This is a genomic window from Ruegeria sp. CK3 (genome assembly GCF_056536565.1).
Window position 1 is genome coordinate 69109 of record NZ_JBQFPV010000014.1, and the last position, 15271, is coordinate 84379.

General features: G+C 57.5%; 15 protein-coding genes. 9 read left to right on the top strand and 6 right to left on the bottom strand.

Going from position 1 to position 15271, the window contains the following annotated elements; translation table 11 throughout:
* Window positions 1–7 precede the first annotated feature (7 nt).
* On the top strand, window positions 8–796 hold the full coding sequence (gene phnX / locus ACR0C3_RS20385; RefSeq protein WP_480760232.1) for a phosphonoacetaldehyde hydrolase: 789 nt from the start codon (window positions 8–10) through the stop codon (window positions 794–796).
* 4 nt (window positions 797–800) lie between these two features.
* Window positions 801–2237: a sulfatase-like hydrolase/transferase gene (locus ACR0C3_RS20390; RefSeq protein ID WP_480760233.1), complete on the top strand. Its 1437-nt coding sequence runs from the start codon at window positions 801–803 to the stop codon at window positions 2235–2237.
* 54 nt (window positions 2238–2291) lie between these two features.
* Here ACR0C3_RS20390 and ACR0C3_RS20395 read toward each other — a convergent pair whose 3' ends face one another.
* A complete protein-coding gene (locus ACR0C3_RS20395; RefSeq protein WP_480760234.1) occupies window positions 2292–3125 on the bottom strand; it encodes an IclR family transcriptional regulator in 834 nt (277 codons plus the stop codon).
* Window positions 3126–3371: 246 nt separating this feature from the next.
* Here ACR0C3_RS20395 and ACR0C3_RS20400 point away from each other — a divergent pair, with 246 nt between their 5' ends.
* The 7 genes from ACR0C3_RS20400 to ACR0C3_RS20430 all read left to right on the top strand — a co-directional run bounded on the left by ACR0C3_RS20400 (window position 3372) and on the right by ACR0C3_RS20430 (window position 9920).
* A complete protein-coding gene (locus ACR0C3_RS20400) occupies window positions 3372–4466 on the top strand; it encodes a TRAP transporter substrate-binding protein (RefSeq protein WP_170380352.1) in 1095 nt (364 codons plus the stop codon).
* A gap of 82 nt (window positions 4467–4548) precedes the next feature.
* The gene (locus ACR0C3_RS20405) at window positions 4549–5157 is read left to right on the top strand and encodes a TRAP transporter small permease subunit (RefSeq protein WP_170380353.1); all 609 of its coding nucleotides are present in this window, start codon (window positions 4549–4551) and stop codon (window positions 5155–5157) included.
* On the top strand, window positions 5150–6514 hold the full coding sequence (locus ACR0C3_RS20410; RefSeq protein WP_480760235.1) for a TRAP transporter large permease: 1365 nt from the start codon (window positions 5150–5152) through the stop codon (window positions 6512–6514). The genes ACR0C3_RS20405 and ACR0C3_RS20410 overlap by 8 nt, the downstream gene beginning before the upstream one ends.
* On the top strand, window positions 6511–7854 hold the full coding sequence (locus ACR0C3_RS20415) for an amidase (RefSeq protein WP_480760237.1): 1344 nt from the start codon (window positions 6511–6513) through the stop codon (window positions 7852–7854). The genes ACR0C3_RS20410 and ACR0C3_RS20415 overlap by 4 nt, the downstream gene beginning before the upstream one ends.
* A 16-nt stretch (window positions 7855–7870) precedes the next feature.
* On the top strand, window positions 7871–8065 hold the full coding sequence (locus ACR0C3_RS20420; RefSeq protein ID WP_170380356.1) for a hypothetical protein: 195 nt from the start codon (window positions 7871–7873) through the stop codon (window positions 8063–8065).
* A 4-nt stretch (window positions 8066–8069) separates the two neighbouring features.
* Window positions 8070–9032: a 2-hydroxyacid dehydrogenase gene (locus ACR0C3_RS20425; RefSeq protein ID WP_480760238.1), complete on the top strand. Its 963-nt coding sequence runs from the start codon at window positions 8070–8072 to the stop codon at window positions 9030–9032.
* Between the two features lie 15 nt (window positions 9033–9047).
* Window positions 9048–9920 carry an NAD(P)-dependent oxidoreductase gene (locus ACR0C3_RS20430; protein WP_480760239.1) on the top strand — a complete coding sequence of 291 codons (873 nt, stop codon included), beginning with the start codon at window positions 9048–9050 and terminating at the stop codon, window positions 9918–9920.
* Between the two features lie 104 nt (window positions 9921–10024).
* On the opposite strand, the gene ACR0C3_RS20435 is transcribed toward ACR0C3_RS20430, so the two are convergent.
* The 5 genes from ACR0C3_RS20435 to ACR0C3_RS20455 all read right to left on the bottom strand — a co-directional run bounded on the left by ACR0C3_RS20435 (window position 10025) and on the right by ACR0C3_RS20455 (window position 15124).
* The gene (locus ACR0C3_RS20435) at window positions 10025–11170 is read right to left on the bottom strand and encodes an ABC transporter permease (RefSeq protein WP_480760241.1); all 1146 of its coding nucleotides are present in this window, start codon (window positions 11168–11170) and stop codon (window positions 10025–10027) included.
* Window positions 11167–12093 carry an ABC transporter ATP-binding protein gene (locus ACR0C3_RS20440; RefSeq protein WP_170680147.1) on the bottom strand — a complete coding sequence of 309 codons (927 nt, stop codon included), beginning with the start codon at window positions 12091–12093 and terminating at the stop codon, window positions 11167–11169. Before ACR0C3_RS20440 ends, ACR0C3_RS20435 begins: the two co-directional genes overlap by 4 nt.
* Window positions 12090–13052 (bottom strand): HlyD family secretion protein, encoded by a 963-nt coding sequence (locus ACR0C3_RS20445; protein WP_480760242.1) that lies wholly within the window; start codon window positions 13050–13052, stop codon window positions 12090–12092. The genes ACR0C3_RS20440 and ACR0C3_RS20445 overlap by 4 nt, the downstream gene beginning before the upstream one ends.
* Window positions 13053–13265: 213 nt before the next feature.
* Complete coding sequence (locus ACR0C3_RS20450; RefSeq protein ID WP_480760244.1) at window positions 13266–14048, bottom strand: FkbM family methyltransferase; 783 nt, start codon at window positions 14046–14048, stop codon at window positions 13266–13268.
* Window positions 14045–15124: a glycosyltransferase family 4 protein gene (locus tag ACR0C3_RS20455; protein ID WP_480760245.1), complete on the bottom strand. Its 1080-nt coding sequence runs from the start codon at window positions 15122–15124 to the stop codon at window positions 14045–14047. The genes ACR0C3_RS20450 and ACR0C3_RS20455 overlap by 4 nt, the downstream gene beginning before the upstream one ends.
* Window positions 15125–15271: the final 147 nt, after the last annotated feature.

Consider the following 15271-nt stretch of genomic DNA (forward strand, 5'->3'; position numbering starts at 1 on the left):
AAAGACAATGAGCAAATTCAAAGCCGCCGTGTTTGATTGGGCGGGGACAATGGTCGATTTCGGATCATTCGCGCCGATGGGCGTGTTTGTGAAGGCCTTTGCCAAGTTCGATATCGAAGCCACGATCGAGCAGGCCCGCGCACCGATGGGCGCGCCCAAATGGGATCACATCCGCTCCATGATGGATATGCCCGAAATCGCCGCCCAGTGGGAGGCAAAATACGGCAACGCGCCCACTGATCAGGATGTCGACAAAGTCTATGAGATCTTCGTGCCGATGAACGAAAAAGTCGCCGCCGACTACGCGGATCTGGTTCCGGGTGGTAAAGCTGCGATTGATGATCTGCGGTCCATGGGCCTCAAGATCGGATCGACCACGGGCTATACCCGCTCGATCATGGAGAACGTCCTGCCGGTCGCCGCCGCTCAGGGCTATGAGCCGGACAATCTGGTCTGTTCCGACGACCTGCCCGAAGGCCGCCCCGGCCCGCTGGGGATGTATAAATGCATGGTTGATCTGGTGGCCTACCCGCCTGCGGCGATCATCAAGGTCGATGACACCGAACCGGGCATCAAAGAGGGTGTCGCTGCTGGCTGTCTGACCGTCGGCGTATCCCTGTCCGGCAATGCGGTGGGTAAAACACCGGAGGAACTGGCTGCTCTGTCCGCAGATGAGGTTGACGCGCTGCGCCAGCACGCGACCAAGATCCTGAAGGACGCCGGAGCGGACTATGTGATCGACACGGTTGCCGATCTGCCCGCGCTGATCCGTGAGCTGGACAGCGCAGAGGCCTGACCCCATGCTGAAGAAGGCTCCGCGCAATTTTCTGTTCATCGTCATCGATCAGTTCCGCGCGGACCTTCTGGCGGGCGCTTTGGGACAGCATGTGCCGCTGCCCAACATCCGCGCTCTGGCCGCGCGAGCGGTGCATTTCCGCAACCATCATACGGTTGTGGTGCCTTGCGGTCCGGCGCGCGCAAGCTTGCTGACGGGCCAATACGCCATGAACCATGGATCGGTTCAGAACGGCGTTCCGCTGCGGCGCGATATCCCCAACCTTGCAACGGCGCTGCGCTCCATCGGGCGAGAGCTGTTGCTGTTCGGCTATACGGATACGCAGCCTGATCCCAGAGGCTTGCACCCGAATGACCCGGCGCATCTGTCCTACACAGGGCCGATTCCGGGGATCACCGAGGTCACCGAGATGCGCGAGGAAGCGTGGGAGTGGCTCGCCCATCTCAGATCGCGTGGTTATGACGTGCCGGATGCGAGCGGCCTGAATGCGCTCTACAAACCTCAGAACGACACTCTCGGAGGGCCAGCGCTCTATGACGCGCAGGACAGTGATACCGCGTATCTGACCGACCGGGTTTTGACGCATCTTGACGTTCGCAAATCTCAGCCTTGGTCTGCCATGGTCACCTATATCCGGCCGCATCCTCCGTTTGTTGCCCCCGCGCCGTATAACGATTTGATCAACCCGCAGGACATCCCGCCACCGGTTGAGGCCACTTTTGAGCATCCGTTCTTTGAAGCCTATCATTCCCGCCCAAGCGGCACGGATATGTTCTGGGGTTTTGACGGACAGCAAAATGCCATGACGCCCGCGCAGATCGCGCTGTGCCGGTCCACCTATCTTGGGCTTGCCGCCGAGGTCGATCACCATATCGGTCGACTTTTTGAGTGGTTGCGAAATGTGGGTCAGTTGGACGACACGCTGATCGTGTTGACCGCCGATCATGGAGAGATGCTGGGCGATCTTGGCCTTTGGGGAAAACAGACCCCGTTCCGCGCCGCGTCCCACGTGCCCCTAATGATCGGACATCCGGATATTGAGCCCGAGGATATCGACGCATTGACCCAGTCGATTGACGTGGCCCCAACGGTTCTGTCGGTGCTTGGGGCTGCTTCGCCCTCCGAGATGCAGGGCTGTAACCTTTTGGCGCCAGACCGAGCCTACGGGCTAGAGGCCATGGTCGAGCTTGAGCTTGGATCAGAAAACGGCCGGGGGCGCTTTGAAGCCGCGTGGCAGAGCTCGCCTGATCATTGCCGCGCTCTTGCGTTTGAGAAAGACGGATATCGGCTTGCGCATTTCGCGACGGATATAGAGCCGATGCTGTTTGATGTCGAAAATGATCCCGATTGCACCCGGAATCTCGCGCGGGAAGATCTGCCCCGGCTGCATCACCTTCGGGCTGAGGCGCTGTCACACAGAATGAGAAAATGCTCTGTCTGAGGTGACCTCAGGTCCTGACCCCCAAAGCTTCATACGGTTGAAAAAGCGAAGGAATTAACTCGGAAGCGGGGAATTCCGGAGCTTTTCAGAAATGCTTGCCGCAGTCTCAACAACCGACGCGGCGAAGGTTTCAAGCTTGTTGTCGGGGAATCTGGTGATGGGCCCGGATACTGAAACGCCAGCGATGACATTCTCCAACGAGTCGAAGACAGGCGCTGCGATACAGCGCATGCCCGGAAAACGCTCTTCATCGTCGATCGCCCATCCTCTTTGGCGGGATGTCTGCAGCTCGTCCTTGAGCTGTTGTTTGTCCGTAATCGAATTGGGCGTCTGCTGAACCAGTGTCAGTGGGTCCAGTAGCTTTTCAAGTGCTGTCTCGTCCATATGCGCCATGATGGCTTTGCCGACACCGGACGTGTGAAAGTAAGCTGCGGTTCCATTCTTGATCGAGGCGCGGATTGGGTTTTCGGATTCCACCTGAATCAGATACAGCAACTGCCCACCTTCCTCGATGGCAAGGTTCACGGTTTCTCCAGTTTCCTTGGACAGTTTGCGCATCGCGGCTGGTGCGACCTCCAGCAGATTCGAGGTTTCCTCAAACGTGTTGCCGATCCGATAGGCCTGCGGTCCGACGCGCCACATACCATGTTCGGCATCGTGGACCACCATGCCTCGCTGTTGAAGCGTGGTCAGAAGCCGATGCGCCGTTGCCGTTGGAATGCCTGTCGTTCGTGCGATGTCGACAAGCGTCGCGCCCCGCGCATCTGCGACGGCAATCAGGACACGAATCCCACGATCCAGCGCCCCGACCAGAGAACCTGCGGGCTTTTCTTCATTCGCTTTCAGGCGCGGGCGCCCGCGTTTTGCAACTGTCTTTGGTTCGTTCATTTTTGGCGCGTTTGTCATCTGGCTGGTTGTGAAAAGAGTCTAGCTTGTTCGCAAGTGCAAAAAAATGAAAATAATAATTTTCTTAAAAACAAATAGTTGCGTGCATTTTGGCTCTCAAAATGAAAGAGTTTCCAAAATATTTTGAAAAATCGCGAATCTGGCTTATCGTAGATTCTATCCGCTGGAGGGCGGGTTTGGTGCCAATGCTGAAGGGATATCGGCGACGGCCCAGTCTAGGGAGGAAACATGACAAAATCTTTGAACCGCAGAAACTTTCTGCGTGGGTCCGCTGTTGTAGGTGCTGGTGCGCTTGCTGCTCCGGCTGTCCATGCGCAGGAAGGAACGACAATGAAGATGCAGGCAGCCTGGGGCGGCGGCATCTTTCTTGAGAACGCGCAATCCTACGTCAACCGCGTCAATGAAATGTCCGGTGGCAAACTGACGATCGAACTTCTGCCTGTGAATTCGGTCGTGAAAACCAGCCAGATGCAGGACGCGGTCCACCGCGGCGTTCTGGACGCGGCGCACTATGTTCCGGCCTACTGGTACTCGAAATCCAAGACAGCATCGCTGTTCGGGACGGGTCCGTGCTTTGGCTGGTCCAGCCAGGAGGTTCTGGGCTGGGTGAACTATGGTGGCGGTCAGGAACTGTTTGACGAGCTGATGGGCATCCTTGGCCTGAATGTTGTGTCGTTCTTCAACTCGCCCATGCCTGCGCAACCACTGGGTTGGTTCAAAGAGGAAATCACAAGCTCGGATCAGATGAACGGTCTGAAGTACCGTACAGTTGGTCTTGCGGCAGATGTTCTGCTTGAGATGGGCATGTCCGTTGTGCAGCTGCCCGGGGGCGAGATCCAGCCCGCGATGAAGTCCGGCCTGATTGATGCGGCCGAGTTCAACAACCCCACATCCGACCGCGACTTTGGTATGCAGGACGTGTCCAAACACTATCACCTGGCCTCGTTCCACCAGAGCCAGGAGTTCTTCGAGGTCACGTTCAACAAAGACAAGTTCAACGCGCTTGCGCCCGAGCTTCAGGCGATCCTGAAATACGCGTCCGAGGCCGAGAACTCGAACTTCTACTGGAACAACACCAAGCGCTACGCTGACGATCTGGTGACGCTGGCCGAAGAGCAGGGCGTCAACGTGTATCGCACGCCCGACAGCGTGATGCAGGCCCAGCTTGAGGCTTGGGATGTTGTTGTCGAAAGGATCTCGAACGAAGATCCGTTCTTTGCCAAGGTCGTCGACAGCCAGAAGGCCTATGCGAAGACTGTCATGAACTACCTCAACCTCAACCAGCCGGACTACAAGCTGGCGTACAAGCACTATTTCGGCTGAGGCCTGACAACTCTTTAAAAACGGAAGGTCGCGCTGGTGCGCGGCTTTCTGAACTGCGGGCGGAACAGGCGAGGAACTGACCTTGATCAAGACAATCCACGCCATCGAAGGGCTAAGCCAATGGGTCGGCAAAGCCTTCGGTTGGTGCATCCTAATTCTGACACTTTCGGTGTCCTACGAAGTGTTCGTCCGGTACGTGCTGAACAAGCCGACCGTCTGGGCGTTCGATATGATGGTGCAGATGTATGGCGCCCTGTTCCTGATGGCCGGGGCCTATGCGCTGGCGCAAGACGCTCATGTGCGCGGCGACGTGCTGTACCGCCTTTTCTCGGTCCGCTGGCAGGCGCGGGTCGATTTCGTTCTGTATATTATCTTTTTCTTCCCCGGCATGTTTGCCCTGTTCTGGTACGGCTGGGAAATCGCTAAGGACAGCTGGCGTTATGAAGAAGTCAGCTGGAACAGCCCCGCCAGAATTCAGATCTATTTCTTTAAAACTCTGATCCCGGTCGCCGGTGTTCTGCTGATGTTGCAAGGGCTTGCCGAGATGGCAAGATGCTGGCTGGCGATGCGAAACGGCGTCTGGCTCGACCGTCTGGATGACGTGCGCGAGACCGAAGACATGCTGATGGAATCAACCGTCGACCGGATTCATACAACAGGCACCAAGCAAGGAGGTCGCAGCGATGACTGACCCACAAGTCGCCATCCTGATGCTCAGCCTCTTTATTGTGCTGGTGCTGCTGGGCTTTCCGATCGCGTTCACACTGCTCGCCATGGGCGTCGCGTTTGGTTACTATGCCTACTACCAGTCCGCGCCTGAGAGCATTGCGGACATCTTCAACAATAACATCTTCTACCTGCTGAATCAGAACACCTATTCGGTGATGGAGAATGACACGCTTGTTGCCATCCCCTTGTTCCTGTTCATGGGCTACGTGGTCGAAAGGGCGAATATCGTCGACCGGCTGTTCTTTTCGCTCTACATGGCGGCCCGCAACCTGCCTGGGTCTCTGGCGATTGCGGCGCTGCTGACCTGTGCGGTGTTCTCGACTGCGTCGGGGATTGTGGGCGCGGTTGTCACCCTGATGGGTTTGCTGGCCTATCCGGCAATGGCCAACGCGGGATATCAACGTAGCTTTGCCTCGGGCGTGATCTGTGCAGGTGGCACCTTGGGCATCCTGATCCCGCCGTCGATCATGTTGATCGTCTACGCCGCCATTGCCGAGCTTTCTCCGCTGCGCCTCTATGCAGCGGCGGTCTTTCCGGGCCTGATGCTGGCGGGTCTCTACATCGTCTACGTGATGGTGCGCGTCTGGCTGAACCCGTCGCTGGCCCCCAAACCGCAGGAGGATGACGTTCCGCCAAAACGGCAGATCTACATGGACCTGCTGATCTCATTTGTGCCGTTGACCGTTTTGATCCTGCTGGTGCTTGGCTCAATCCTCGGCGGTCTTGCAACACCGGCCGAAGCGGCGGCGATGGGTGCCTTGGGCGGGCTTGTGCTGGCAGTGCTCTACCGGTCGCTCAGCTGGGACAAGGTCAAGCAAAGTGTCTTCCTCACGGCTAAGGCCACCGCTATGGTGTGTTGGCTGTTCGTGGGCTCGTGGACCTTTGCGTCGATCTTTTCCTATCTCGGCGGGCATGACGTGATTGAGCATTGGGTTGTTGGTATGAACCTTCAGCCCTGGCAGTTCCTGGTGCTTGCGCAGTTGATCATCTTCCTGCTGGGCTGGCCGCTTGAATGGTCCGAAATTCTGATCATCTTCGTGCCGATCTTCCTGCCCATGCTCGAGACGTTTGGCGTCAACCCGTATTTCTTCGCGATGCTGGTGGCTCTGAACTTGCAGACCTCATTCCTGACACCGCCGATGGCCATGTCGGCCTACTATTTGAAGGGGGTCCTCAAGAACCAGATCCAGCTGATGGAGATCTTCCGAGGCCTGATGCCCTATCTGGCCATCGTGATCCTGTGCATGGTGTTGATGTATCAGTTCCCGGGTATCGCGCTGTGGCTGCCTGACTACCTGTTCGGGGTCTGGGTGCCATGACCAAACACGATCTGTCATTGTTCTCGGCGGTTCAATCCGCCGAGGGCATTCGGGACGGGCGTATCTTGTCCGAAGCGCTGGTTGAGGACTGTCTCAAACGCATCGAAGAGACCGACAGCACCATCCGCGCCTGGGCTTACCTGGATGCGGGCGTCGCGCTGGATCAGGCGCGTGAGATGGATCGCATTCGCAAGGCCGGACGGGCGACAGGCCCTTTGCACGGCTTGCCTGTGGGGCTGAAGGACATTGTCGATACACAAGACATGCCCACGCAGCGGGGCACGCCGATCTTTTCGGGTCGACAGCCGGAGGCAGATGCTAGGCTCGTAGAATGTCTGCGAGAGGCCGGTGCCGTCATCATGGGCAAGACCAAGACGACCGAGCTTGCCTTCATGCATCCGACCGACACCACCAACCCTTTTGATGCGACCAGAACACCAGGGGGTTCGTCCAGCGGCTCGGCTGCGGCTGTCGCGGCAAGACATGTGCCTCTGGCCATCGGCACGCAGACCGGGGGCTCGGTTATCCGACCGGCCTCTTACTGCGGCGTCTATGGTTTCAAACCCACCCGGGGAATGATCTCGCGACATGGGGTTTTCAGGACGTCGGTCTCTTTGGACCACATTGGGGCGTTCGCAAACACGCTGGAAGATATCGCTTTGCTGACAGACGTGGTCGCCGGATATGACCAGCGCGATCCCGCCAGCTTTGCCCGGCCGCGAGCGGATATGCTCTCCAGCGCGCAGGCGGAGGTTCCGGTCGAACCGAACATTGCCTGGCTGCAATTTCCATTCAACGACCGCCTTGATGAAGATGCGCTTGAGGGGCTGAACGCTGTTATTGATGGGCTTGGCGGTCGGGTCGAGCGTTTTTCGGTATCGCCGCAACTGGCCGATCTGATCACCGTTCACAAAACGATCTATGACTTTGAGATTCGCCAGAACATGGCCGAAATCTCGAATGCGTATTGGTCGGACCTCAGCCCCGAGATGCGGGCCGCCATCACCCGCGGCGGAGATATCAGCGAGGCCCAATATGAAGACGCCTTGGCCGTCATGGCGTCCGCTCAGGGCTTCTTTGCCGAGTATTTCAATGAATTCGACGCAATCCTGGCCCCGGCAGCAACCGGCGAAGCCGTGCCGCTGAGTGCGGGCCATACCGGAGATTCCGTTTTCTGCCTCACCTGGACGCTGGCAGGTTTGCCCTGCCTCACGCTGCCTTTGTTGGTGGGGCAGAATGACTTGCCCATAGGTGTCCAGCTGATCGGCGCGGTCGAAGAAGACGATCGGCTTCTTCGCACTGCTTCATGGGTTCAAAGAACCCTCAGAACGCAAGAATAAAAGGGAGAGTAATCCTATGTCACGACTGACAAATATTCTCATGGGCCTCATCGGCACCGGCCTGATGATGGTGTTCGTTCTCGGCCTTGCCCACAGTATCTCGACCGGTTTCGCCGGGTTCTGGGGCGGGTTTCCGTTCTTGTGTATTGCGGTCTTCGTCATAGCCCTTGCGCTGTACAATTTCTGGGAAGACGCGATCAAAAAGGACTGACCCCATGAGCGATAGACCCGTTCTCTGGCTGCCGCGCCGGGTGTCCGATGCCACGATTGCGCGCGCGCGGCAAGGCTATGACGTGATCCTTAACGAGGCCGACACGCCAGGCACGGCAGACGAGATCATCGCCATGAGCGCGAAGGTCGACGCGATGATGCCTTGTCACTCGGAACATTTCTCGGCTGAGGTCGTCTCAAAGCTTGATCCACGGCTTAAGATCGTGGCGAACCATTCAGTGGGCGTAGATCATTGCGACCTTCCGGCGCTGGCTGCGAAGGGGATTGTCGTGACAAACACGCCCGACGTCCTGTCAGACGCCACGGCTGAGCTTGCGATGTTGCTGATGCTGGGTGCCGCGCGGCATGCGGTCCGAGGGGACCGCCTGATGCGCACCGGTACTTGGGACAGCTGGAGCCCGTCTTTCATGGTCGGCAAACAGCTCACCGGCGCTCGGCTTGGGATTGTCGGTATGGGTCGTGTGGGCCGCGCGTTCGCAGAAAAGGCGCGCGGGTTTGATATGGAGGTTCACTACTTCAACCGCACCCGCCTGTCGCCTGAACAAGAGCACGGAGCCACATACCACGACAGCATCGAAACGTTGTTGATGGTGGCGGATTTCTTGTCACTGCATTGTCCTGCAACACCGGAAACCGTGAACCTGATGGATGCCCAAAATCTGGCAAAACTGCCTGACGGCGCGGTTCTGGTGAATTCGGCGAGGGGTGCGCTTGTTGACGAAGACGCGCTTCTGCACGCGATCGAAAGCGGCAAGCTGGCGGCTGCCGGGCTTGATTGTTTCAAGAACGAACCGGGTGGAAACCCAAAATTCGCCGAGCACGAAAACATCTTCATGTTGCCGCATATCGGCAGTGCCACAACCAAAACCCGAGACGCTATGGGCTTTCGAGCGTTGGACAATCTGGATGCTTTTTTTGCGGGTCAAACACCGCGAGACCTTTTGTAGTAGAGGACATAAGTAATGGCTAAACTTGCTTTTCTCGGCCTGGGCGTGATGGGCTATCCGATGGCAGGCCACTTACAGGCTGCAGGCCACGACGTGACTGTTTTCAACCGGACGGCAGCCAAAGCCGAAGCCTGGGTTGCCGAACATGGTGGCTCGATGGCCGCAACCCCGCGCGAGGCGGCCGAGGGGGCAGAATTTGTCATGACCTGTGTGGGGAATGACGATGACCTACGCAGCGTTTGCACCGGGGCAGACGGAGCTTTCTCCGGGATGTCGCAAAGCAAAACGCTCGTGGATCACACGACCGTTTCAGCTAAAGTCACACGCGAGTTGTATGCGGCAGCGAAGGATCAGGGTTTGGGCTTTGTAGACGCGCCGATTTCGGGCGGTCAGGCGGGGGCCGAAAACGGTGTCCTTTCGATCATGTGCGGCGGGGATCAGTCTGTTTACGATGCAGCCGAGCCGATCATGCAGGTCTATTCGAAGATCTGTCGTCGGATTGGCGAAAGCGGTGCGGGTCAGATGACGAAGATGAGCAACCAGATTGCGATCGCCGGTCTGGTTCAGGGTTTGAGTGAAGCCCTGCACTTTGCCGAGAAAGCCGGTCTGGACGGGCGCGCGGTCGTCGAGGTTATCAGCCAAGGCGCAGCTGGAAGCTGGCAGATGGCGAACAGGTACGAGACGATGCTGGACGACCACTTTGACCACGGGTTTGCCGTAGATTGGATGCGCAAAGATCTGGGGATTTGTCTTGATACTGCAAATGAAACCGGGGCGAGCCTTCCGGTGACGGCGTTGGTCGATCAGTTTTACAAGGATGTTCAGAAACTCGGCGGCGGCCGCTGGGATACTTCGTCTTTGCTAAAGAGACTTCGGGCTCTGGATTGAACAACACGTCTGCGATTTCGATGCCTCCCAGCTGAGCGCTTGCAAAGCAAACCGAGGTAGGGTGGCGATTCGCCTGACACGCAGTCCAAGCGCCAGATGGTTCGCTAGCCCAGGCGCTTCTTGAACCTCAATGTTGCTGCCAGCAATCCGAAAATGGCAAAGCCGATCATCCACAGGATCTCCGAGCGCAGATCATAAAGCGAGGCGTCGCGCAGAACCACGCCTCGGATCATTTCCATAAAATGCGTGGCTGGCAGCACCTGTGCGATGATCTGTACCGGTTGAGGCATGCCGTCGAACGGGAACATGAACCCGGACATCAGGATGGACGGCAGCAGGATAAAGAGGGTCATCTGCATCGACTGAAGCTGGTTCTGGGCCAGCGTGGAAATCACCAGCCCCAGCGAAAGGCTGGCAATGATGAACAGCAGCGTCACCACCAGCAATGTGCCCAGCCCTCCGTTAATTGGGACGTCAAACAGAAGATGCCCAAGCCCCAGAATGATCGCGACCTGGATCAGGCCCAGAAAGATGTAGGGGATGATCTTGCCCAGCATCAATTCGATCGACTTGATCGGTGTGTTGATCAGCATCTCCATATTCCCGCGTTCGCGCTCCCGAACGATCGCGGCGGAGGTGAACAGGATCATCGTCATCGTCAAGATCACCCCCACAAGACCTGGCACGATATTGACTGCGGATCGCTGTTCAGGGTTGAAATACAGTGTCACTTCAAATGTCGGAACCTGCCGGTTAGCAGGCAGCCTTAGCAGTTCGGTCAAGGGCATTGTCCGCAGGGATTTGATTGCGCTTGCCACCATGGTGTCCGAGCCATCGACGATCCAATGCGCAACAGGTCGACTACTGGTTTGATCTGTTGAATTGGGCAAGCCAAGCCCAACAGACGGGCTGCGGGCAAGGCGCTGGCTAACGTCCGGAGGGATGATTAGCGCGGCCCGCACGCGGGATTCCGTGATCGCGCGCTCGGCCTCTTGTGGGGTTGTCAGTTGCTCGGTGACTGTCACGACCTGCGTGGCCTGAACCATCTGCGTCAACATGCGGGACAGCTCGGTTTGGGATTGATCAACAACAGCCACAGGCACGTGGCGCAGGTTGGTGTTGATCGCATATCCGAACAATAATAGCTGGATCAGCGGGATCATGATGACCATGGCGAAGGTCATCCTGTCCCGCCGCAGTTGCAACAGTTCTTTCCTGAGGACGGCTGCGATCCGGCGGGCCGAGATCATGGGTCTTCCCCCCGCGTAGCGCTGACAAAGACGTCCTCAAGATTTGGCCTCTGGGGTGTCAGAGACAGATCAGAGAACCCCTCAAGCTGGGCGCGCAGCATGTCCACCGGCTGAGGTTCGGACTTGTCCACCAGAACCCGCAAGCGAGAGCCGACCTGAGCGGTCGACAATATCTTTGGCGTGCCGTCCAGCTCATGTTTGACCCTACGCAGATCCGGGCCTTCGACCTCCACAACGTCGGCTTGAAGATCATTCATAAGCTGGCGCGGTGATCCGTCCGCTTTCTTGACACCATGCTGGAGGATGGCCAGGCGGTGGCAGCGCTCGGCCTCATCCATGAAGTGGGTAGAAACGATCATGGTCGCACCCTGATCGACCAGATCGAACAATTGCTCCCAGAACGTGCGGCGTGTTTCGGGATCAACGGCCGAGGTCGGCTCGTCCAGAAACAGCAGTTTAGGCCGGTGCAGGATCGTGGCCGCAAGTGCCAGCTTTTGCCGCTGCCCTCCGCTCATGCTTCCGCTGAGTTGATTTACGTTGGTCGTCAGGTCGTAAGTGTGTAGCAGCTCGTCGATCCGATCTTTCGCTGCTTTTGCCGGGATACCGTAGATTTCCGCCGCGAACCTGAGGTTTTCCAGCACGGTCAGGTCGCGGTAGTAGGAGAAGATCTGGGTCATGTACCCGATCTCGTTCTTGAGCGGTTCTGCTGCCTCGGGCATGGACCGGCCCAGAACCGAGATGGATCCGCTGGTCGGTGTCAGCAGCCCGGTCAGCATGCGCATGGTCGTGGTCTTGCCGCAGCCGTTAGGGCCAAGAAACCCGTAGATCTGGCCTGTTCTAATCTCAAGATCCAAATCGTTGACGGCGGTGTTTGTTCCAAACTGCCGGGTCAGGCCGCGTGTCGATACGACGACATCTGTCATGGCATGGGAACCTGCACTGGAACGCCGGCTGGCAGATCCGGCGACGCGGTGGGCAGGTCAATCTCGGCCAGATAGACAAGCCGCGTTCGGTCATCTTGGTTCAAGCCATAGTAGGGCGTAAAGGACGCGTCATCGCTGATCCAACGGACCACGCCGTCCAGCGGGTCATCCAGCCCATCGACATTCACCTTCAGCGCATCGCCGGGTTTCAGGTTCACCCGATGCGGTTCGGGTACATAAACTCGGGCATAGGGTGTCTGTCCCGTGACCAGAACGGCCACGGGGCTGCCGGTTGCCACCCGTTCACCAAGGTTCCAGGGCAGCGAGTCCAACACGCCGTCGCGTGTTGCGACAACGGTCAGATCCTCCAATACGGTCTGTTCCGCATCGACTGATGCTTCGGCTGCGCGGACGTTTGCTTCGGCGACGGCGAGATCTTCGGGGCGGGTGCCGTTCTGAAGCTCTTTCAACGTTTCCTGAGCACCGACCAATTCGGCGCGTGCCGAGTCCCGTAAGGCCAGATCATTTGCGACCTGCGCCTCGGTCACGACCGAGTTTTCCACCAAACGGGCATTGCGTTCATAGATTGCTTCAGCATCGGCCAATCGCGCGGTAGCTCCGGCGACTTTGGCTTGGGCAATTGCGATCTCTTCCTCGCGCGGCCCAACCTGCAGCTTCAAAAGGGTGGCTTTTGCTTTTTCCAGTTCCGCCTGAGCCAGGTTCAGCTTTGCGGTCTGCAATGTGGGATCAAGTTGAACCAGCGTATCGCCGGCCGCAACGACTGAGCCCTCGGCAACGGGCAGATCGACGATGATTTCGCTGGCCGTCGCGGTCAATGCGACGCGGTCGCGTGCCAGTACGCCAAGGGCCACACTCGTATCCGAGGCAGAGCATCGGTCCAGAACCGCAGGCAGTATTGCTGCCAATATCAAAGGTATGGGGATCGACAAATTCAGCACGGGGTCCCTCCGGGTGTTAACCTCTGGTCGCGTTGGGCAGTTTGTTGAACCATACAATCATGAAATCGGAATTGTATATATTGTCCAGCCATCCACGGAGGCCGCGCCGATCATGCAATGCGTTGCGCCGGCCTCAAGCCTTAAGCTTGTCCTGACAAACCATTTCCCTGCTATGCCTTCGGCAGTGTTGGATCAATGGGGTTCTCAAGAGCATCAAAAGTCAAAACGCGCGCTGTCATAGCGGGCGAATAGAACGTCACAGTCATCAGACTCCGGTCGAATGGGTCTAGGGAAATCCAGAATTTCAAACCCGTTCTGACCCATGAAAGAGACCAGCTCTGAGAACCTGTATCCACCCAAATAGCGCCGTTTCACATTCGCTTCGGCCAACACAAATTCGGCTCTTTTCAGGGTTTCTGTTGCGCCTTTCATGACCTCCAACTCGAACCCTTCGGTATCAATCTTGATGCCGATCGGGCCCTGCAGGTCTGCCGTCAGACTGTCCAGCCTGCGCATTGGTACCTCGCGCGTTTCAAACGATGCGAACTGGTCTTTATTGCGTCCTTCGAACTCCATGGCTGTTGCTCGGCTTGTGCGGGTTTTCGTAGCCGTCGAGGGGATGTTGACTGTGATGTTGCCGTCTTCGGGACCTAGGGCGCAGCACTCGAACCGAAAATCCAGTTTGCCTTTGTATTTTTGGACCCTTTGCTGGGATTCGATCAACGGGTCCACAAGCAGGAACTTTGCTTGCGGAAAGGCGTCGTAGATCATCGGGGTGCCCTGATCTACGCCAATATCGATGACGGATTCAGGCTGAAACCCGAAGCCTCTCAAAACTGCGGCGGTGGGTTTGGTCTGTTCGATCTCAAACCCCCGGCGCGACAAGGCTCGAAACAGTTTGCGTGGGCGGATTTCGGCGCCCGGCTCTTTTGGCGCTAGGTCTACCCCCAGCTCACGCAAGTGACGAAGGAACAGGCGAGGTGTCGAACGTGTCATGTCGTGGGCCGGTCTGGTTGGTGTTCAAGAAGGATGTTCATCAGCTTGGGGCTTATCACCTCGGGCGAGTGTATTTGCGCATGGTTCAAACAGGCTTGTCGCAGCCTCTGATACTCTGAGGTTTCCATCTGCAGCGATCGGATCATGGCGCGGATCAACCCTCGGGGCAAGCTTGGGTCATAGAGTGTTGTCTCATGCAGTTCCGGCGGCGTAATTTCTTTCATTTCACGCAGGGCAGGGCCGATGATCGGTAATCCGAAACTTAAGGCCAGTGAAACAGTGCCCGAGCTGAAAAGCTCGGAATAGGGGGCCAGAAAGAAATGCGCGTTCGAGAAGATTTGGGGGATCTCTTCATCCGGGATACGGTCGGTTCGGAGAGATATGTTCTCATTCCAGCCTAGGCGCCTCAGCAACCGTCTTTGGCTGCTGAAAGCCTTGCCATACATGTTCAGACGATAGTCATAGTCCCGCTTTGTCAGCTTAGCGGCGGCGTCCCGGATGCGCTCTGCCCCTTTTTCTCCTCGAAACATTCCGAAGAACAAAAACGCGGTTGGGCTGCGATCCGGCATGGCGCGCGCCAGCGTGATGTCTTGCGGCTCATACGACCCGAGGTAGCTTGGATGGGAAATCACATGAATGCGGCTTGGGTCGGCCCCGTATTCCGAGATCATGTGATCGCGGGCATGGGAGGCGTGAACGTGGATGGCGTCGGCCCGTTTGACCAGCGATTGGCGGGCTTGGCGAAAGCCGTCAAGGCTGATCACCTTGTGCGGGCGGGCATTGTGAATGGTCCAGACCAGCCGACCGCCCCGCGCACGGTAGCTGTCAATCGACAGTTCCGCCTTGTGCAAAAGGTCCGTGTTGTTTTGCGCATCTGCGTCACGACCAAAGATCCGGTCATCCCAATGTAGATGGGTTACTGGGTGTTTGGCCGCATCCAAATTCAGAAGTGCGCCTTTGCCGCCGCCGACGAACTCGACCCTGTCCGCCGCGCAGCGATACATCAGATTGCGCTGATAGGGGTTTCCGTCGGCGGTCGGAATGTTGAGGACCTGCACCGGATTTCCACCGTTCACAAGGACCCGCCGATTTCGTCTTGGGCGGGCGTGGCGTATTTCTTTCTGGGGTTCGGTGAAACTGTCACTTGGCTCATATCTACCCAAATTAAAGGGTCTGTTATCGACTGCATCCAACGAAATTGGATGCTCGGCGTATGCAGGCTT